The 19,043-nt window shown below is 58.3% G+C and carries 15 protein-coding genes; 11 read left to right on the top strand and 4 right to left on the bottom strand.

Annotated elements, in window-relative coordinates:
- Positions 1-34: 34 nt before the first annotated feature.
- The 8 genes from JNM28_04905 to JNM28_04870 all read left to right on the top strand — a co-directional run bounded on the left by JNM28_04905 (position 35) and on the right by JNM28_04870 (position 10,504).
- Positions 35-700: a 1-acyl-sn-glycerol-3-phosphate acyltransferase gene (locus tag JNM28_04905; GenBank protein ID MBL8067767.1), complete on the top strand. Its 666-nt coding sequence runs from the start codon at positions 35-37 to the stop codon at positions 698-700.
- Positions 697-1,596 (top strand): phytoene/squalene synthase family protein, encoded by a 900-nt coding sequence (locus tag JNM28_04900; protein MBL8067766.1) that lies wholly within the window; start codon positions 697-699, stop codon positions 1,594-1,596. The genes JNM28_04905 and JNM28_04900 overlap by 4 nt, the downstream gene beginning before the upstream one ends.
- Before the next feature lie 38 nt (positions 1,597-1,634).
- Positions 1,635-3,005, top strand: coding sequence for a hypothetical protein (locus JNM28_04895; protein MBL8067765.1), 1,371 nt, complete (start codon positions 1,635-1,637; stop codon positions 3,003-3,005).
- Between the two features lie 10 nt (positions 3,006-3,015).
- Positions 3,016-4,401: a copper amine oxidase gene (locus tag JNM28_04890; protein ID MBL8067764.1), complete on the top strand. Its 1,386-nt coding sequence runs from the start codon at positions 3,016-3,018 to the stop codon at positions 4,399-4,401.
- 69 nt (positions 4,402-4,470) lie between these two features.
- Positions 4,471-7,143 carry a hypothetical protein gene (locus JNM28_04885; protein MBL8067763.1) on the top strand — a complete coding sequence of 891 codons (2,673 nt, stop codon included), beginning with the start codon at positions 4,471-4,473 and terminating at the stop codon, positions 7,141-7,143.
- 142 nt (positions 7,144-7,285) lie between these two features.
- Complete coding sequence (locus JNM28_04880) at positions 7,286-8,797, top strand: proline--tRNA ligase (protein MBL8067762.1); 1,512 nt, start codon at positions 7,286-7,288, stop codon at positions 8,795-8,797.
- A gap of 114 nt (positions 8,798-8,911) precedes the next feature.
- Complete coding sequence (locus JNM28_04875; protein ID MBL8067761.1) at positions 8,912-9,706, top strand: hypothetical protein; 795 nt, start codon at positions 8,912-8,914, stop codon at positions 9,704-9,706.
- A 99-nt stretch (positions 9,707-9,805) separates the two neighbouring features.
- Positions 9,806-10,504: a hypothetical protein gene (locus JNM28_04870; GenBank protein ID MBL8067760.1), complete on the top strand. Its 699-nt coding sequence runs from the start codon at positions 9,806-9,808 to the stop codon at positions 10,502-10,504.
- Here JNM28_04870 and JNM28_04865 read toward each other — a convergent pair.
- The 3 genes from JNM28_04865 to icd all read right to left on the bottom strand — a co-directional run bounded on the left by JNM28_04865 (position 10,501) and on the right by icd (position 15,743).
- Positions 10,501-12,333: a hypothetical protein gene (locus JNM28_04865; protein MBL8067759.1), complete on the bottom strand. Its 1,833-nt coding sequence runs from the start codon at positions 12,331-12,333 to the stop codon at positions 10,501-10,503. The genes JNM28_04870 and JNM28_04865 overlap by 4 nt on opposite strands.
- A 150-nt stretch (positions 12,334-12,483) precedes the next feature.
- Positions 12,484-14,310, bottom strand: coding sequence for a Plug domain-containing protein (locus tag JNM28_04860; GenBank protein ID MBL8067758.1), 1,827 nt, complete (start codon positions 14,308-14,310; stop codon positions 12,484-12,486).
- 134 nt (positions 14,311-14,444) lie between these two features.
- Positions 14,445-15,743, bottom strand: a complete 1,299-nt coding sequence (gene icd, locus JNM28_04855) for an isocitrate dehydrogenase (NADP(+)) (protein MBL8067757.1) — start codon at positions 15,741-15,743, stop codon at positions 14,445-14,447.
- Positions 15,744-15,828: 85 nt separating this feature from the next.
- Between icd and JNM28_04850 the strand changes: the two genes are divergently transcribed.
- Positions 15,829-16,497 carry a DNA alkylation repair protein gene (locus JNM28_04850; GenBank protein ID MBL8067756.1) on the top strand — a complete coding sequence of 223 codons (669 nt, stop codon included), beginning with the start codon at positions 15,829-15,831 and terminating at the stop codon, positions 16,495-16,497.
- Positions 16,463-17,215 (top strand): hypothetical protein, encoded by a 753-nt coding sequence (locus JNM28_04845; protein MBL8067755.1) that lies wholly within the window; start codon positions 16,463-16,465, stop codon positions 17,213-17,215. Before JNM28_04850 ends, JNM28_04845 begins: the two co-directional genes overlap by 35 nt.
- On the opposite strand, the gene JNM28_04840 is transcribed toward JNM28_04845, so the two are convergent.
- Positions 17,212-18,681, bottom strand: coding sequence for an L-serine ammonia-lyase (locus tag JNM28_04840; GenBank protein ID MBL8067754.1), 1,470 nt, complete (start codon positions 18,679-18,681; stop codon positions 17,212-17,214). The two genes, JNM28_04845 and JNM28_04840, sit on opposite strands and share 4 nt — an antisense overlap.
- Between JNM28_04840 and JNM28_04835 the strand changes: the two genes are divergently transcribed.
- Positions 18,663-19,025, top strand: a complete 363-nt coding sequence (locus tag JNM28_04835; GenBank protein MBL8067753.1) for a hypothetical protein — start codon at positions 18,663-18,665, stop codon at positions 19,023-19,025. The two genes, JNM28_04840 and JNM28_04835, sit on opposite strands and share 19 nt — an antisense overlap.
- The last annotated feature ends 18 nt before the right edge of the window (positions 19,026-19,043 follow it).

The raw sequence follows: 19,043 nt of genomic DNA, 5'->3' as shown, positions 1-19,043 counted from the left end.
AGAGCGGGGCATTTTGGGGCGGGCCGTGGGAAATATGGTCAGACGGGCGGTCCGGCAGAGGTTCCGGCATGTGTTGTGGATCCCGCCCCGGCAACCCTTGGCGGCCCCCTGCATCTTTGTCGCCAACCACAACGGATGGCACGACGGCTACCTGATGTACCATTTGGTCAAAGCACTCGGATTGCCCAGTCTCGACTGGATTGAGGAGTTCGGCGCGTTCCCCGCTTTCGCTGCCATCGGCGGATTGCCCTTCCCAAACGACGATGCGTCGGCCCGTGCCAAGACGATTCGTTCAACCATCCGGTTGATGAACTCCCAGCAGGCGAGCCTCGTCCTGTTCGCAGAAGGCCGGTTGCACTCGGGCCCTGGCATTTTGCCCTTGGGCAAATCCCTGGCAACGGTTGCCAAGCATGTGCCCCAGGCGGCCGTCGTCCCCGTGGCGATCCGGTATCGGATGGGGATCCATGAAAGGCCAGAAGCATTCGTGATGGTCGGGGTTCCGGTCCAGTCCGAAGGCGACCCGCGGGATCCGACCCGCGAAGCCCTGTGCGCCACTTTGTCCGAACTCGACCGCCACATCGCCAGGCAGGACGTGTCGGGAAACGGTGAAGGCTTCCAGGTCTTGGCAGACGGCACCAAAGACGTCAACGAACGGTGGGATGTGCGGCGGGCTCCCGGGGGGTCTCAATGGCGCAAATGAGTGCCGTTGTCCAAACCTCGTTTGCAACACCGGCAGACCATGCGGAATGCCGACGTCTCCACCGCAAACACGGCACCACTTACTTTTTCGCCACTCAACGGTTCCCAGAACCCTTGCGGCGGCACACCCACGCCGTCTATGGATTCGTCCGGGTTCCGGATGAATGGGTCGACAACCCCGGTGGCACCAGCCAAGATGAGCAGCTGGCACTCCTGGCCGACTGGAGAAGGCAGCTCCGACAAGGCACTGAAGGTATCCGGCCAGACCACCCTGTCATGCGTGCTTTTGTGGACACGGTCAACTCCACAACCGTCAGCCCTTGCGAGGCGGCCGTCTTCATTTCCGCTATGGAGACCGATGTCCGCAAGAGCACATACGGGGATTACGCCGAACTCCAAACCTATATGCGCGGATCTGCCGCCGCCGTTGGGGTGATGATGCTCCAACTCATGGTGCCCAACCATTCCGGGAGCCAATACCAGGCCGCCAAAACTCTTGGCGAGGCCATGCAACTCACCAACTTCTTGCGGGACATCGATGAAGATTGGCGCGACCGGCAGCGGATTTACATGCCTCTCGACGAGCTCGCCGCCTTCAACGTCGACCCCGCACAAATCGCCCGGCGCGAGTTCGACCGTAATTTTAAGGCATTCATGGAGTTCCAAACCGACCGGGCCAAAACCCTCTACCGGTTATCCGACCAAGGAATCGCAACATTGCCGGCCGAAGGGCAAAAGCCCGTACTCCTGGCCCGAATCCTTTACTCCAAGATTCTTGACAAGTTAGCGGAACAAGGGCTCAACCCCTTTGCCGGCAGAGCCCGGACGACCAAGTGGGAAAAGATCGGCATTGCCTTGCGCGTTGCCGCCGATCCGGCGGCATTCCTCTCGCCATAATCCCCGGGGAGATAGCCTTGAACCGGTACCGTTGACCGATGGCCGCCGATCCCGTAATCCCAGCGGCTGATTTCCGCCAAGCCAGGCGCGCCGTGCGGAAAAGCTTTTGGCAAGTGTATTGGCCCCTTGCCCTAAGTTGGTTTTTCATGGGCTGGGAAGGCCAGGTCGCGGTTGGCCTCATCGGGCTGATGCCGGAAAACGAAGTTCTCCAAGCTGGGGTGTTGGTGGTCTGGGGTCTTGCCATGCTTGTAGAAAGCCCTGTCATCGACCTGTTGAGTACAGCCACGACCCTGGGAACGGATCGCGTCCGTTACGCGCAGATCTCGAAGTTTGCGGGCATTCTCATGCTCTGGGTGGCTGTGGTTCACTCCCTGGTCGTCTTCACACCGGCCTACCATGTCGTCGCCGTCGAATGGATGGGCAACAAGCCAGAAGTGGCCGATGCAGCGCGGGACGGACTTTTCTGGATGCCCCTTTGGGCGGCTTGCGTGGGTTGGCGCCGCTATCGGCAAGGCATCATGATCCGGGCCGAAAGCACCCGCCCCATCTCCATCGGCACCCTCATCCGCGTCGTGACAACGGCCCTGGTCGGTGGCGGGCTTTACCTGAGCAAAGCCCTTTCGGGAATGTCCGTGGTTGGTGCCGCCTTCGCCGCCGCGGTCTTTGCCGAAGCCCTTTATATCCACTTCGCTTCCGCCAAGGTGATCCATGCCCTCCCTGACGACCGTGGCGAGCCGCCGATGGGTCTTGCCAAGCTGTTCCGGTTCCACCTCCCACTCACGGCAAGCACGTTGCTGATGCTCACAACGCCCTTCTTGATGGCCCGGGCGCTGAACCAAACGGCCGATCCAATCATCGCGATGGCAGCCTGGCAAGTCGCCGGAACGGTTGCCTGGCTATTCGAAACCGCCACATTCGCCCTCCCCGAGGCCGTCATTGCCCGATACCGGCCCGGCGACGAGCGCACCATCGCCATGTTCTGCCTCGCCGTTGGCGGGGCGTTAAGCGGGGGCATGCTCGCCACCCACGTCACCGGGCTCGACCGTTGGATTTTTGAAACCGCCTACCATTCAAAACCTGAAGTTGCCAATCAGGCATCCATCGCTTTTCTTTGGACATCCCCCCTTCCGCTGCTGGTGAGTGCCCAATCGTTTTTCCGGGGGATGTTGACGGCGCACCACATCACGTCGGCCCGTATGGCCGCAATCTTGGTTGGTTTGGCCGCCATGGGTTTGGTGTTGCAAGCCGGATTGAAGACCAGCCTCCCCGGAGTGGTCGTCGGGGCGCTGGGAGTGCTCTCGTATTCGGGAGTGGAACTTGCCATCCTTGCCGGAACTTGGGCCCGCTCGGCCAGAAAGCCTCCCCTGGGGCCGGACCTGAGTCAGGCGCAAACGGAACCCGGGGTATAAAACAGTCCCGATGCGCTTCATGCCCGCCGCCTTGGTTTTGCAGACCGGCCTCGCTTTGGCGGGCGTGGCCTCCGGCAGTGCGGATGGATTTTCGATCTATGCGGATCGGTACCCAACCGATCGGGAAGCGGCCGCAAACTTCACGGGCGCAAAATTGGAACCCCGTTATGGGTGCTATGCCGGCGCCTTCATCGACCTCGATGACACCATCCGCGACACGTATACAGACCAAACGGGCAAGGTTCGCCGGATCCCCGATTTGTTTGAACGGCTCACCGGAAAACCCCATGCCACCTACTTCTATTACATGGGGTACGGGCGGCCATTGGCCGGCGACTGGATTCAAAAGCTGGGCGGAGAAGGCAAAATCGTCCACATTGCGCTGGAACCCAACGGCGGCCTGGATCTGGTCAAAGACGATGCTTACCTGGCCTCTTTGGCCAAGGGTCTCGCCAGCACGGGAACCCCAGTCTTCATCCGGTTCGCCAGCGAGATGAACGGCCGGTGGGTCAAATACAACGGCAACCCAAAACTTTATCGGGAAAAGTTCCAGCTGGTTGCCAGAAAAATGCACGAATTGGCACCAAATGTCGCCATGGTCTGGTGCCCCTACGCCACCCCGACCGACAACATCGCTACGTACTATCCCGGAGATGCGGCCGTCGATTGGGTTGGGGTGAACATTTACAGCGTCACCTATTACGACCAAAAAATGGGGCAACCGGGCTACCACGACCACCCAGTGGAGAAGCTGGATTACATTTATGACCGCTATGCCAAGGCAAAGCCGATTATGGTCGGCGAATTTGGGGCCACCCACTTCAGCGCCGTTGAAAACTCCCCGACCGTCGCCTTTGCCGTCCGCGCCATCAAAGGGATGTATGAATCTCTGCCACGCCGCTACCCCAGAGTCAAGTGTATCAATTACTTCAACACCAACAACCTGGATCTGGAGCACCGAAAGAACAACAATTACGCCGTCACGCAGAACCGCGAAGTGCTTGACCTCTACCGCCGGTTGGTTGGCCAGGATTACTTTCTATCCGAAGCCGCCGACCAATCCGGCTACCTTGCCCACTCGATGGTCGCCATCCCCGTGAGCGGAGACAAGGCCCCGCCCCTCTATCCCAAATCCCCGATGCGGGTCGTCAATGGCCAAGTGCTCACCGGAACCGTCCGGCTGAGCGGATGGGTGGAAGACGGTACCGGAAAGGCCAAAATGCACTTCATTGTCGATGGGAAGAAGTTGTATATCGCCTCTGTCAAAGATGATTGGGGGTTTGACCTGGACACCACGAAACTCACCAACGGCACCCACAAACTGGAGCTCAGGGCCGAAATCTCTGGGAAGCTGATCGGCCAGGCATCGGTCGACGTCGCCGTCCGCAATCCTTGATGTTATCAAACCGTTAACAGTTTGGCAACAGGTGGCGAAGCAGGGGATGGCTGGCGACAAACTGTGGCTATGCTCCCCGCAATTTTTGCATTGTCGCTGAATGCCCAACCCAAGGCGCTATCGTTATACACCGCGCCCGCTGCCAGCGAATATGCGCGGGTCGTGCCAGGGGGGGTGACCGTTCTGCCGAATGGAAGGTACCTAACCCCTCTTGGAAAGAGGGTGTACAGCAATTCCGACTTGTGGAACGTCCTCGTCAGCCCCGATGGAACCTATGCCGTTGGATTTGACGACGCCGGTTTGACCATCCACAACTTGAAAACAGGCGAGCGGAAAGTCGTTCTGAAGAAGAACCTCGCCCCGGCCGGATCGTTCCTTCCCAACGGCGATCTCCTCATCTCACTCGGCGACAGTTACCAAATCGAAGTCCTGGCATCGGGCACATGGGTTTCTAAAGGCTACATCAACCTCAAAACCGACGACCACCCTTACCCCTACATCAACGACCTGGTCATCGACGCCCAAAAGGGACTCGCTTACGGCGTGGACATCGCCTACCAGGATGTCGTGACCATTGATTACAAATCGATGAAGGAAATCGCACGCACGCCGGCCGGCCGAGAGCCCTACGCCATCGCGATGGATCGGGCCACCAAGCAGCTGTTCGTGGCAAACATTGGCATCTTTAACTATTCCAGCATTCCCGCCCCACGGCCGGGTGAGGGACGACCCGGAGGTTTGGATGAACCAGCCTTTGCATTTCCGAGCAAAGAATCGGAAATGGGGGTCGACAAAGAAGGCCGACAAATTCCCGGACTGGGCTCCCCCTACGTGGCCGATGCCCACTCCCTTTTTGCCTACACGTTGGCCAATTCCCGGGCTCCCAAGCTCAAGGCTTCGGCAAAAACCGGGCTGCTGATCCACGCCCCAACCAGCGCAGGCAAGGCGGTCGGCGGGAGCTCGCCCAATGCCGTCATCGTCACGGCCTTAGGCATCGTTGTTAGCAACGCCAACAACGACACCGTTCAACTTTTTGACCCCAAGTCGCTTAAATCATTGGCGCAAATCCGGCTGGCACCGGTCGCCGAACTTGCCGGGCTCCGAGGGGCGATCCCCAGTGGCATGGCATTTGACGCTAAGTCGGGGATGCTCTATGTGTGTTGCAGCGGCCTCAACGCCGTGGCGGCGGTCGACCTCAAAGCCCGGCGAGTTAAAGGGTATTTGCCGACCGGCTGGTTCCCAATGCAAGTGCGGCTGACCCCCGACGCCAAAAGCCTCGTCATCGCGACCCAAAAGGGATTGGGCCGCGGCCCCCGCGGCCCCCTGAACCCCCGCCAACCTGGTGACGAACGCCACGGACTGCCGGATATGCCGGGCATGATCAACATCGTCCCGATCCCCGGCGACTACTCCGGCCCGACAAAAGCCGTGTTGCAGAACAATGGGCTCATCAAGCGGCCGAGGCCCGTCAACCCGGTGATCCCCAACCAACCCGGCAAGCCCAGCGAACAAATTAAATATGTGGTCTTCATCACTAAAGAAAACCACACCTTTGATGGCATCTTTGGCAACCTCGCCGGCGCAAAAGGCGAACCGAGCTATGCCGAATTCGGGCAAACCGGTTGGGTTCGCGAACGGGGGAAGGAAGAACGCATCCCCATCATGCCCAACCACATCGTCCTGGCCGAGCAATTTGCCATCAGTGACAACTTTTATATGGAACCCCAAGCCTCGGGAGACGGGCACCGGTGGCTTGTCGGCGTCTATCCCAGCCTGTGGACCAGCCGCGTGTTCTATGCGGGTTGGAACTTCCGCAACGACAACAAGACGCCAGGCCGCATGGTCAGCTTCGGTTCCGACGGCTCCCAAATCCCCGAGGACTACTTGGAAAACGGGTCGATGTTCGAACACCTCGACAGGAACGGCATCACGTTTCGGAACTATGGCGAAGGTTACGAACTCCCTCAGACCGACGAGGCCCACGACGTCTCCAAAACGGGAACCATCTATCCCATGAACATGCCCATGCCCAAGGTGCTGTTCGACCACACGTGCTTTGAATTCCCCGCCTACAACAACAACATCCCCGACATTGCCCGCGCCCAATGGTTCCAAGAAGACCTGCAAAAGATGTACTTTAGCAAGGGCCAGGGATTGCCGCAGTTCATGAACATTGCGATCTGCAACGACCACGGATCCGGTGCCCGACCGAACGAGGGGTATCCCTACGTGGCCAGCTTCATGGCCGATAACGACCTGGCCCTCGGCCGAATTGTCGAGTTCCTATCGCACCGGCCCGAGTGGAAGAACATGGCGATTTTTGTGACCCAAGACGACTCTGGCGGAGACAACGACCACGTGGACCGCCACCGGAGTTTTGTTCAGGTGATCTCGCCGTGGGCCAAACACAACTACGTTAGCCACGACCACACGAGCATCATGAGCATCATCCGGACGATCTATTCGATCTTCGGCCTGGGCCCCAACAACATGTTTGATGCGGTGGCGACCCCGCTGGACGACATGTTCACCGACAAGCCGGACTTCACGCCCTACAAGGCCGTCCCCACCGACCCCCGGGTGTTCGTCCCCGAAAAGACCGCTGATCCGGATGACCCCCGGTTCTTGAAGCGGTACAACCGGCCGGTTCAGGCCATGGATGACCCGGAATTCATCAAATGGCTTCGGAGCCGGCCGACCAAAGGCACTTCCGGGCCTGATGACGACGGCGACGACGATTGAGATGGCCAATGAGGGCCGATCCGGCGGTCAAACTGGCACGCTGGCTTGGGGCCCGACGTGCCATTTCAAACCGCTCAGATGATCCAATCCCCGCCCGGGCAACCGCCCGGGCCGCCTCAACCGAACCTGTCAAAATCCTCCGATGGCCAAGGATTTGGGAGTTACCCCCCGCGACGAGAATTATGCCGAATGGTACAACGACCTCGTCAAAAAAGCCGACCTCGCCGACAACAGCGTCGTCCGGGGATGCATGGTCATCAAGCCCCATGGTTACGCCATTTGGGAGCTCATGCGGGATGCCTTGGATGGCATGTTTAAAGAAACGGGCCATGTCAACGCCTATTTCCCCCTCCTGATCCCTAAATCGTTCCTGAGCAAGGAGGCCGAGCACGTGGACGGGTTTGCCAAAGAGTGCGCCGTCGTCACCCACCACCGGCTGATGAACGACCCCAACGGCAAAGGGGTCGTGGTCGACCCCGATGCCAAGCTCGAAGAAGAACTCATCATCCGACCGACAAGCGAGACCATCATCTGGCACAGCTACAAAAACTGGATCCAGAGCTACCGCGACCTGCCATTGCTGATCAACCAATGGGCCAATGTCATGCGGTGGGAACTCCGCCCGCGCCTGTTCCTCCGGACCGCCGAGTTCTTGTGGCAAGAAGGCCACACCGCCCACGCCACCTACGAAGAAGCCGAACAAGAAGCCGCCACCATGCTCGGTGTCTACAAAAGGTTTTGCGAGGAATGGATGTGCGTGCCGGTTGTTGACGGCGTGAAATCAGACGGCGAGAAATTCGCCGGGGCCGACCACACCTACACCATTGAGGCGATGACCCAAGACCTCAGAGCCATCCAAGCCGGCACCAGCCACCACCTGGGCCAGAATTTTGCCAAGGCGTTCGATGTCACGTTCCAATCGCAAGAAGGGAAACAAGAGTACGTCTATGCCACAAGTTGGGGGGTCAGCACGCGGATGGTCGGGACCATGATCATGGCCCACAGCGACGACAACGGACTGGTCTGCCCACCCCGCCTCGCCCCCATCCAAGTCGTGATCGTGCCGATCGGCCGGGGTGATGACCGCCAAGCCGTGCTCCAAGCCAGCGACAAGATTGCGGCCGAACTTAAATCCAACACCTGGATGGGCCAGCCGATCCGGGTCAAGATCGACGATCGGGAAAAAGAGTCTCCCGGGTTCAAGTTCAACCACTGGGAGATGCGCGGCGTTTGCCTCCGTATTGAACTTGGGCCCCGCGACCTTGCCGAAAACAAAGTCCTGCTCGCCAGCCGGCTGGGCGGCGACAAGCAAGAAGTCGCCCTGGAGGATGTAACCCGCCAAGTCACGGCTCAGCTGGACGCCTTCCAATCAGAGCTCTATGGCCGCGCCTTGCAACTCCGTGAACGCAACACGAAGCGCGTGGATACGTGGGAGGAGTTCCAAGCCGCATTCCCGCAAGAAGGCGGGGGAGGATTCATCGTTGCCCACTGGGACGGCACCCAAGAAACCGAAGACGCCATCAATGCGGCGACAAAGGCCACAATTCGCTGCATCCCCCTTGTGCCGCTCGACCCGGCCGATGCCGAGCCCGGCCAATGTGTCTATTCGGGTAAGCCCAGTATGCAACGGGTCATTTTCGCGCGAGCCTATTGACGTCCCCCGAATAATTGCCAGGTTTTTTTGCAACGAATCGACACCGATGAGGAATCCTGCTAAAATCCGGTTGATTCTCCGCCTCCGTTGAGGTGGGTTTCGAGAGGAGCACAATTGAAAAGAACCATTGCTATCGCTGCGCTCGCGCTTTGCGCGTCTGCCGCCTTCGCCCAATTCAGCGACACCTTTGATTCCATCGACCCAGCGTGGGTAACCGACCGCTACGAACCAAACGGCTTCCAATCGGCGTTCTTTGATGGCGACAACCGGCTGAAGATCACAATTGACCCGGCCGACGCCTACAACAACCGGCCGAGCGGATACAACACTAGCACGTTCTACAACACCCAAGGGCGCCAACGCCCGGGCGGCAATATCGGCCCGGATTGGACGGTGAGCGGGGACGTCTACATCAGCAGCGACATGCTGACCAGCGGATTCAACTGGCGCACCGACTTGTGGACCCGCGACAACAACGCCAACGAAAACAACGCGTTCTACGGGATTTTCGGGGCCAAGCGGTTCGATGACAGCGACCCGTTCAACGAAGGCGCGACCAACAAATCCAACGTGTGGCGCATTTGGGATGCCGATACGGCCAACGGTTGGGTCACATTGGCCGACGCGGTCACCACCGGTTGGCACAATTTGGCCATCACCAGCCATGGATCGACAGCTGATTACTACCTGGACGGGAACCTGGTTTACACCGACGCCGATGCCAGCTTGGCCAGCCCGGAACTCCGGACCGTCTTCGTCCAAGCGTATAACTTTAGCGATGCCACCCACACTCCGGCCAGCGCCTACAGCGTCTATTGGGACAACATCAACGCGGTTCCCGAACCGGCTTCTATGCTTGTGATTGCCGGACTGGCCGCTGTGGCTGCCCGCAAAAAGCGCAAGTCGTAACCGGCTGGCAACCGTTTGCACTCCATCAGCCTCCGTCCCCCCGGATGGGGGCTGATTCCAGTTCGGCACGACAGATACCGATAAGTTTTTTGTCAGACCATGCAGTCCTTGCGCAACATGGTTGTGGATTTCCTCCACGAAAACAACGGGGCAAGCGATGAAGAAATCGCCTACGCCCTCCGTCAATTCGTGCCCAGCACCCAAGCCGTTTCCCTCATTTGTCGCCAATTGGAATCAGAAGGCGTCGTCAAACGTATCAAACGGATCGGCAAGCCCGGCGGCAACTACGTCGTCACCGAAGAATCCCAGGTCGTCCAAAGGGATGTTGCCGAAGAAATGGGGGTCGAGCTCCCCACCGCCGACGAACTCCCCGAAGTGCCCAAGGGGCAAGAGCACATCTTGGAACTCCAACAAACCGGGTTCATCTGGGTCGGCGATTTCACGCTGTCTGGAACCGGGATCAACTTCTTCGTCGGCGACAAAAACGAAATTGCCGACATCCTGATTGCGTTCACCATCGATGGGGCCGTTGTTTACATTGCCAACTCCCCAAGATCTTTGGGCCAAAGCTTGGCAACGCTCACCAGCAATTCTGCCCCAGCCCATTTGCAACGGTACAACCAATATTTGCGGGCCACTTTGCAACGCGGCAAAAGCGTGCAAATCTATATCCTCAAAGATCCGGGGGGCCTGCACTATGTCGGCCACCGGCTCAGCCTTTGCGCCGGAATCTTCCCGACCCTTGTCGAGCATTTCCGCCCGGTCTGGAACGTCAACGTCGGAGAAACGGCTGCTTAAAGGCCGCCCAATATCTCTTTAGCCAATGCCTTGTTGGCATCGCCCGGGCCGTTCACTGCTACAAACTCAAGGGCATCTTTCGCTGGCGTTAAGTACCCGGCTTTGACTAACGCGAGCGCTGGCGCTACCTCTTCGTTCCGGCCCGAGTAAAGGGCTAGCCGACCGCTTCCTAGCTGCCCTTTAAGTCCCGCCAGTTCCTTCTGCGTTGCCAACATGAACTTCAAGGCAGCCTCTCGGTCTTCCGGCGCATTAAACAGGGTCAACCGGCGCAAGGTTTCGGCAAGGTGCTTATTGTCGTCTTGGTCTGCCTGGGGGCCGACCAGTTGCAACATCGACGTCGCGTTTTTGCGGAGCCAGTCGCCAGCTTTTTTTGGATGCAGGTCGTCCAAGACCTCCATTAAATAAGAAGAGGCGTATTCCGGGGCACCGGAGCCCAACATCAGTTCTGGAGTGAAAAACTTGGGGTCTTTCAGCATCTTGTCGCTCAACCCGCCAGCCCATCCGACATCTGCCAAAGCCATGAGATAGGCTGATGTCCCAACCCCGTTGACCAACTTGTGGTTCACCATCTCCATTGTCGCCTTGTCGGTGTAGATCCACATTCGGGCTTGATCCCAGGGGCCCCGGCTACGTGATTCGTCCATCCGTCGGGCGAGCATTGGGATCACCGGGTCGCTGGGGCGGTAGGGATAATACTTCACCCCTTTTGCCGGTTCCCGTTTTTCCATATTCAAGCAAAGCGTGCGCATAGCGAACTTTCCATCTTGAGGAGCCGGGTTCAGGCTTGCATAAAGGTCGAAGCCGAGAATCCTCCGATTGAACCGAACCCCGGTCATCATCGATTGGTAGGCGGGGTCACTTGGAATCCATATCGTGCCTGGAGGGAAATCCATGTCGCTATCACACGGGTCGCCACCCTCCAAAAAGCTCAGACGGTTCATGTCGGTTCCTTCCGGGGCGATCTTGCCAAGGATATCGATCATGCGGGGGATGGTGAAGCCTTCCTTCACCATGAGGTCTACAAGCTCGGAGCCATTTTCTTCAGTAACATCCTTGATGTATTGCACCGGTTTGATGCTGGGGTAGTAAGGGTTCCCTTTGATTTGGGGGAGGAAGATCTGGAACGGGTTTGCAGTTGGCGAAGGCTTCACCGTAACGCCGCCCATCTCCTCCTGGGTCTCTTTTTCCGGCTCTCCATCTGGCCTAAAGCGATCAACAAGCGGATCTCTCTTCGGCGTCCACATATCACCGATTTCAATGGTCCCGCCCTTCTCAACTTTTGACGACTTCTTCCCACCGATTGACCAAACCTTGGTGATTTGGTAAGCGCATACGCACTTTGAGAGGCTATGTCCGTATTCGCGGTGTGTCCAACCGTCGGGCTTGATGCCGCTGTTCGGATCGCAACTCACCGCGTCCTTGCCAACTCCGGCCGAATAGGCGGTGATCGACTTGATTGCCTTCAGAATCTCGGCTCCTATCGACTCGCTCGCCCCGAATTCCCGAAACGTCAGGTACGCCTCCAACATCTCCCCTTCATTCGGATCAACCTTTTCAAAAATGCAGCTCATGTTGAACCGCTCGCCGGGATGTTCTGGTCGGACATCCAAGGTACGGAAAACCCTATTCATCTGTTCGCTAGGGGTCAAACTGTTCGATAGTAGTGAAAACGTGGCGTAATAGGTCACATCGGCTTCCACCTCTTTGCCCCCGTCCATCACCTTTTCGCGGCTGGTTTTGAAAGGGTTTGAGATGATCGATCTCGCCTCTGGGTCTTGAAAAGTCTTTATCCCTCCGATAACGGCAAAGGCGACCACCGATGTCAACATAGGCGTATTCTATCAAATGGCATCGTTCCTATGTTGCAGAATGCCAATGTTTTTACGGGGATTCACCTGATGAGTCAAATCGAAGGCTCTGGCAAGTAATCTCCCACTAAGGCATTTTTCAATGACTCTTGTTCCGTACTCCGAACCGGTTCACCCGCCCGCCAACAGTTGTTTGGCCAGTGCCTTATTGGAATCTCCTGGACCCTTTTCGGCCACATACGCCAAGGCATCGTTTGCCTGGGTTAGGAATCCTTCTTTGACCAAGGCAAGCGCCAAAGCCACTTCAGATTCCCGGCCGGAGTAGAGCGAATCGCTCCCCGATCCCAACTTGCCCTTGAGCATCCCGATCTGGGCCTTGGCCGCGCTCATAAACCGGAGCGCCGCCTCCCGGTCTTCGGGCGCGCTGAACGACGTCATCCGGCGGAGGGTGTCGGCCAGATGTTGGTTGTCATCCTGGTCTGCTTTTGGGCCCACCAGTTGGAGCATCGTCGCCGCATTGCCCTTCAACCATTCGCCAGCCTTCTTGGGGTGGAACGCGTCCAAGGTCTCCATCAACCACGTCCGGGCGTAGGACGGAGCGCCTGAGCCAATCATGAATTCCGGCTTGACGTATTTGGGATCCTTTAACATCTTGTCATCCAACCCTCCCGCAAAGGCGACGTCGGCCAAAGCCATCAAGTAGGCGGATTGCCCGACCCCGTTGACAAGCCGTTCGTTGACCTGCTCATAAGTCGCTTTGTCCGTGTAGATCCACAGCCGCGCTTGATCCCAAGGTCCGCGGAAATTCGCCTGATCCATCAAATTGGCCAGCGAAGAAATGACGGGATCTTTTGGCCGGTAAGGGTAGTACTTCACCCCCGCGGCAGGCTCCTTCTTCTCCATGTTCATGCACAGAACCCTCATCGCACGGGGATCCTGGCCCCCCCGGCCGATCCCGGCGAAGACCTCGGCAAAGGTCAGCCGCGAATATCGCACACCCGTCATCATCGCCTGGTATGCCGGGTTACTGGGGTACCAGATCGTCCCCGGCGGGCAGTCCAAGTCGTAATCGCACGGGTCACCATCCAAAGAAGGAAAGTTCAACCGGTTCATGTCCGTGCCTTCCGGGGCAAGGGTTTGGAGAGCCGCGATCATCTGCGGGAACGAATAGCCCAACTTCTGCATCGACTTGACAACCATCTCACCATTGGCCTTCTCGACATCCGTGACATAACCCTGCGGTGTCTTGCCGCTGGTGATTTGGCCTAAGGTCAAAGGCGGAAAAAATGCTTGGAATCCGAGTTCGGTGTTCTGCGGCTGAACCCAAATCCCCCCCAGGCCGTGTTGCAGGTCCTTGTTTGGTTTCCCGTCGGGGACAAAGCTCGACATTGTCGGCTCTCCCACTGGCATCCAAATCTGACCAAGTCCGATTGACCCCTTATCGACATAATCCTGGTACGACTTCCCCCCATAGGAATAGCTCGCGGAGATCTTATAGTCCAGGCTAAGTTTTTCCTTGTTGAAGCTATATTCCTGCCTGTTCCAGCCCCCTTGCTGGGCAAACTGCAAAGGGTCGACCGAAATCGGTTTGAACATGTTCGTCCCCCGCGGAACCGCCGAATACGTGTCCCGAATCGCCAAGTTCAAAACCGCCCCGCTCGCCGATCCCCCGTAGGTTGAAAGCGCCTGGGTGCCCCGCAAGACCTCGATTTGCTCAAGCAGTGACGAGTCCAACACGGGTCTCATTTCGAACTTCCCTGGCGAATCGTTGTAACGGAAGTTCAGGTTCCGGAATCCCCGCAAGTTGACAGTGCCGGCATCCGGCACCGCTTGAGGGATGAACTCGGCTTTGTAAGTCACATCCAGCAGGCGGGCGACCCCTTCCACCGAACGGTTTTCCTGGATCGTCTCCAACGAGACAACCGCGATGGGGACGGTGTTTTCGGTTCGGACGATCAGGGGCGTGGAAAGCACTAATGCGCTGATGGCCGACAGCATGCAACAACTCTATCAGATAGTTGCCCGCAAAACAACCGGGTTTCCGAAATGGGACATCGACAGGTCAGACCCAGATTTCGATCCCGGCCGATCCAAAACACGGATGGGCCGGGGATCCATGCCAGGTTGCCGGCTCACATGTGCTTGACAACTTCTTTGCCAAACCCAGAGCAGCTCACCTCGATTGCATCCGGCATCATCCGGGCAAAATCATAGGTCACCGTTTTGGCACTGATGGCCCCTTCCACCCCGCTCACAATCAGGTCGGCAGCTTCTGTCCAACCCATGTAGCGGAACATCATTTCGCCGCTCAGGATCACCGAACTCGGGTTGACCTTGTCCAAGTTGGCATATTTGGGTGCCGTCCCGTGGGTGGCCTCGAAAATCGCATGCCCGCTGATGTAATTGATGTTGGCACCGGGTGCAATGCCGATTCCGCCGACTTGGGCCGCCAGGGCATCGCTGATATAGTCCCCATTCAAATTCAACGTGGCGACAACGTCGTAATCTTGCGGACGCAGCAAGATCTGTTGGAGGAAGGCGTCGGCGATCCCATCCTTGATCACCAGGCCGGCACCGCGTTGACCTTCGGGGATCACATGCCATGGCCCTCCATCCAGCGGCACCGCCCCAAAAAAGTTGCGCGCCACGTCGTAACCCCAATCCATAAACGCCCCTTCCGTGAACTTCATAATGTTGCCTTTGTGGATAAAGGTGACGTTCTTCCGGCCTTCTTGGATCGCATATTCGATGGCACTGTGGATGAGCCGCTCGGTGCCGCTGTAGCTGACCGGTTTGATGCCGATCCCCACTTGAACCGGCAAGTCGCGGGCCGGTGCGCCGATCCTTTCGAGTTCGTGGTTCCACCCATCGACCTTGTCTTTGGTGCCGAACCGGATCTTTTTGAACATCGCCGGAAACTCTTTCTCCATGAAATCCAGGAACGCGCCCGACTCCCCGCTCCCGGCAACGAACTCGATCCCCGCATAAATGTCTTCTGTGTTTTCCCGGAAGATCACCATATCGACGAGTTCCGGCTGTTTGACAGGGCTGGGAACCCCGGTGAACCACCGAACCGGCCTCAGACACACGTAGAGGTCCAGCATCTGGCGCAGGGCCACGTTGATGGACCGGATGCCGCCGCCCACCGGGGTCGTTAGCGGCCCCTTGATGCCCACCAAGTACTGGTCGAACTTGTCAAGAGTGTTTTGCGGCAGCCACTCGCCAGTCGTATCGAATGCCTTTTGGCCGGCCAAAACCTCGTGCCATTCGACCTTGCGGGTGCCGCCATAGGCCTTTTCAACGGCGGCATCAAACACAGCCTGGCTTGCCCGCCAGATATCTGGGCCGATCCCGTCGCCTTCGACAAATGGGATGATCGGATCGTTGGGGACATTCAAGCCTTGCGGCGATTTCGTGATGGGGTTTCCCATGGGCGTGTCCGAAGGTTACCTGCGGCCTGTCGGAAGGCGCGCGCTCCGGGGACCCCGAGCCGATCTCCAGTACAATTGAAGGGTTATGAAGTTTGAGGAAATGATGGAGGAACTCGAGCGAAGCGGGTCGCCGAAAAACTGCGAGGTCTATCGCAAGCATGGCATTAAAGACCCGATGTTCGGAGTCAGTTTTGCCAATCTCAAACGGATCGCCAACGAATTCAAGAACTGTAGCCGTCAGGCCAAACTGCTGTGGGACACCGAAAACCACGATGCCCGCATGCTGGCCACAATGGTCGCTTCACCTACGGATCTCAGCATGGACGAGCTCATGCTCTGGGCCGAAGAAGCCGAAAACCACGTGCTCTGTGGGGCTGTCGCCGGTTTGGTCGTCCGCTATCCCAACGCCTGGATCACCGTCCAAGCGTGGATCGAAAGCCCCTCGGAATGGGTTTCGACGATCGGCTGGAACGCAGTCTCCATCTTTGCCGCCAAAGCGGCCCGGCGGGAAGATAGCGAGTTCCGGCCATTGATCGACTACATCGTTAAAAACATCCACAAATCGCCGAACCGAACCAAGTACGCCATGAATTCGGCCCTGATCGCCATCGGCCGGAACCGCAAGTCGTTGGCCGAAATCGCCGTCAAGGCCGCAGAAGTCATCGGCCCGCTCGACATCGACCACGGCGACACCGGACAGACCACGCCCAATGCCGTCGATGCCATCAGGGGAACCGCACACGCCCAAGCTTGAACCCCACGTGGCAAAAGTCGCCGCGTTTTATCGGTTCACCCCAATCGGGGATCCAGAATCTGTTGCCGGCTGGGTTGATAGCCTCGGACTGGCCCACAACCTTTTGGGCACCGTGCTGGTAGCCCCCGAAGGCATCAATTCCACGCTTTGCGGCACACCGGCAGATGTCGCTTCCTTCTTCAAATCCCTGGCAACCGACCCCCGGTTCACCGGGTTGGACATCAAATTCAGCACCGCCTCCGCACCGCCGTTCAAGCGGTGGAAAGTCCGGCTCAAACAGGAGATTGTCACCATGGGCGTGCCGGGGGTAGACCCCAACGCCGGAGTCGGAACCTACGTTCCGCCCCGTAATTGGAATGCTCTGATCTCCCGATCCGATGTCCTCCTGATCGATTGCCGGAACACCTATGAAATTGAACTGGGGACATTCCAAGGCGCAGTTGATCCGGGCACCAATGCCTTCAACGAATTCCCCGAATATGCCCAGCGGCTGGAAAACCGCGACCAACCGGTGGCGATGTTTTGCACTGGGGGGATCCGGTGCGAAAAGGCGACCGCTTATCTTCGCCAACTCGGCCACAGCCAGGTCTTCCACCTCGAAGGCGGGATCTTGCGCTACTTGGAAGAAATCCCCCCTTCTGAAAGCCTATTCCTCGGCGAATGTTTTGTCTTCGACGAGCGGATCGGCGTGGACGGCTCCCTGCAACCCAGCCGCTAGCATTCGGGGACAACCACCGGGATCCTCACCGCCAAGCCCCCTTCGCTCGTTTCCTTGTATCGCGTATTCATGTCTTTGGCCGTTTCCCACATGGTGGCAATCACGTCGTCCAAGCTAACTTTGGCCAGGGCCGGGTCGCTCGCCAAGGCAATATTCGCTGCCGTGATGGCTTTCATCGCCCCCATAGTGTTGCGCTCGATGCAGGGCACCTGGACAAGGCCGCCGACGGGGTCGCACGTCAAGCCAAGGTGGTGCTCCATCGCGATTTCTGCAGCCATCAAAACCCGTTCCGTGTCGCAGCCCAACATGTAGGCGTGTCCGGCCGCCGCCATGGCCGAGCTCACGCCGATTTCCGCCATGCACCCCCCCATCGCAGCACTGATCGTGGCCCCTTTTTTGAAGAGGCAGCCGATTTCCCCGGCGACCAGCAAAAAGTCGTGCAACTGCGAATCGGTGAACCCCAAAAATGTGTACCCGTACATCATCACCGCCGGGATCACCCCAGCAGCCCCGTTAGTCGGGGCCGTCACCACCCGGCCAAAGGCCGCATTTTCTTCGTTCACCGCCAACGCAAACACGCTGATCCAGCGCAGGGTCTGCTGGAAATTTGGGCTGGCGTAGCGCATCGCCGCGACCCACCCGTCGAAGTCCGAATACGTCCTTGTGCCGACCAAGTCGGCATTCTGCTTTTTGGCCCGGCGCACCACGTTCAACCCTCCCGGCAACACCCCATCGGTGTGGCAACCCCGGTAGATGCAATCCTTCATCGCAGACCAAATGTCAGCCAGACCACTTTCGGTTTCGCCAGCCGGGCGCCACCGTGCTTCGTTTTCCCGGCTCACGGCCGGGATATCAAGCCCGTTGGATCGGCAGTGCTCGCTAAGTTCGGCTGCGCTTTCCACGGGGTACGGAAGGATCAGGCACCGGGCCCCGGAAAGCTCTTGGTGTTCCTTAACCACGAAGCCACCCCCGACAGAATAGTAGGTTTCCGAATATTTTGCTCCATCAACGATGGCTGAAAATGTCAAACCATTTGGATGAAAAGGCAAAGTGGTTTGGCGATGGAGAACGATATGCTTGCTGGGTACGAATTCGATCTCGGCATTACGGCACATCAACCGTTTGGTTTCCTGAATAGTTTCTAACATTGAGCCGATTGCGGAAACATCGCAGGTTCGGGGATCCCAACCCATCAAACCGAGTTGGACGGCGATATCGGTTCCGTGACCCTTGCCGGTTTTGGCCAGGCTGCCGAACAAATCAACATGGATCGACTCAATTTGGCCATCGGGGAGCGATCCCACGAATTCCTGGGCCGCGCGCCAGGGCCCAAGAGTGTGGGAGCTGCTGGGGCCGACCCCGATCTTGAAAATGTCGAACACCGAAACCGCTTCCCGCAAAACCGCCACAGGGCGAGTATACGGGCCCGGGCGGTATCCTTGAGGGAATGGTCGAAGCCGTGGCATGGGTCTGCGTCGGGCTGGCAGGGGGGATCGCCCTGGAGGCGATCCGCCATATTGAGTTGCTCCGCAATGTCGGCCGGGCCCAGAAGTACGCCGACGAATCGCTGCGTCTTCAAACCGAAAATAAGGCCCTCATCCGGGAAGTCGAGCACCTGCGGAACCGGCCAGAGCCGGAAACGACGCCGATCCGGGAGGTTGCCGAAGTGGTTGTTGCGCCAGCACTTGGGACAACTCCGGCTGAACTTGTGGAAAACATGCCTTGGGATATGGCAACGGTTGACGTCGCAGAGCCCACGCAAACCGCAGCCCAAACCGGCACAACCGAGAAAATGCCCTGGGATCTATGACCGACCCCCCCCTCCCCG

The organism is Armatimonadota bacterium (assembly GCA_016789105.1).
In the GTDB taxonomy this organism is placed as follows: Bacteria; Armatimonadota; Fimbriimonadia; order Fimbriimonadales; family Fimbriimonadaceae; genus UphvI-Ar2.
Note: the sequence above shows the minus strand (reverse complement) of the source record. Positions and strands in the feature narration are given on the sequence as shown.

What these genes read in the sequence shown, in the direction of transcription:
- JNM28_04905 (MBL8067767.1), top strand. Translation starts at nt 35, where the DNA reads ATGGTCAGACGGGCGGTCCGGCAGAGGTTCCGGCATGTGTTGTGGATC.
- JNM28_04900 (MBL8067766.1), top strand. Translation starts at nt 697, where the DNA reads ATGAGTGCCGTTGTCCAAACCTCGTTTGCAACACCGGCAGACCATGCG.
- JNM28_04895 (MBL8067765.1), top strand. Translation starts at nt 1,635, where the DNA reads ATGGCCGCCGATCCCGTAATCCCAGCGGCTGATTTCCGCCAAGCCAGG.
- JNM28_04890 (MBL8067764.1), top strand. Translation starts at nt 3,016, where the DNA reads ATGCGCTTCATGCCCGCCGCCTTGGTTTTGCAGACCGGCCTCGCTTTG.
- JNM28_04885 (MBL8067763.1), top strand. Translation starts at nt 4,471, where the DNA reads ATGCTCCCCGCAATTTTTGCATTGTCGCTGAATGCCCAACCCAAGGCG.
- JNM28_04880 (MBL8067762.1), top strand. Translation starts at nt 7,286, where the DNA reads ATGGCCAAGGATTTGGGAGTTACCCCCCGCGACGAGAATTATGCCGAA.
- JNM28_04870 (MBL8067760.1), top strand. Translation starts at nt 9,806, where the DNA reads ATGCAGTCCTTGCGCAACATGGTTGTGGATTTCCTCCACGAAAACAAC.
- JNM28_04865 (MBL8067759.1), bottom strand. Translation starts at nt 12,333, where the DNA reads ATGTTGACATCGGTGGTCGCCTTTGCCGTTATCGGAGGGATAAAGACT.
- JNM28_04860 (MBL8067758.1), bottom strand. Translation starts at nt 14,310, where the DNA reads ATGCTGTCGGCCATCAGCGCATTAGTGCTTTCCACGCCCCTGATCGTC.
- icd (MBL8067757.1), bottom strand. Translation starts at nt 15,743, where the DNA reads ATGGGAAACCCCATCACGAAATCGCCGCAAGGCTTGAATGTCCCCAAC.
- JNM28_04850 (MBL8067756.1), top strand. Translation starts at nt 15,829, where the DNA reads ATGAAGTTTGAGGAAATGATGGAGGAACTCGAGCGAAGCGGGTCGCCG.
- JNM28_04845 (MBL8067755.1), top strand. Translation starts at nt 16,463, where the DNA reads ATGCCATCAGGGGAACCGCACACGCCCAAGCTTGAACCCCACGTGGCA.
- JNM28_04835 (MBL8067753.1), top strand. Translation starts at nt 18,663, where the DNA reads ATGGTCGAAGCCGTGGCATGGGTCTGCGTCGGGCTGGCAGGGGGGATC.
- JNM28_04840 (MBL8067754.1), bottom strand. Translation starts at nt 18,681, where the DNA reads ATGCCACGGCTTCGACCATTCCCTCAAGGATACCGCCCGGGCCCGTAT.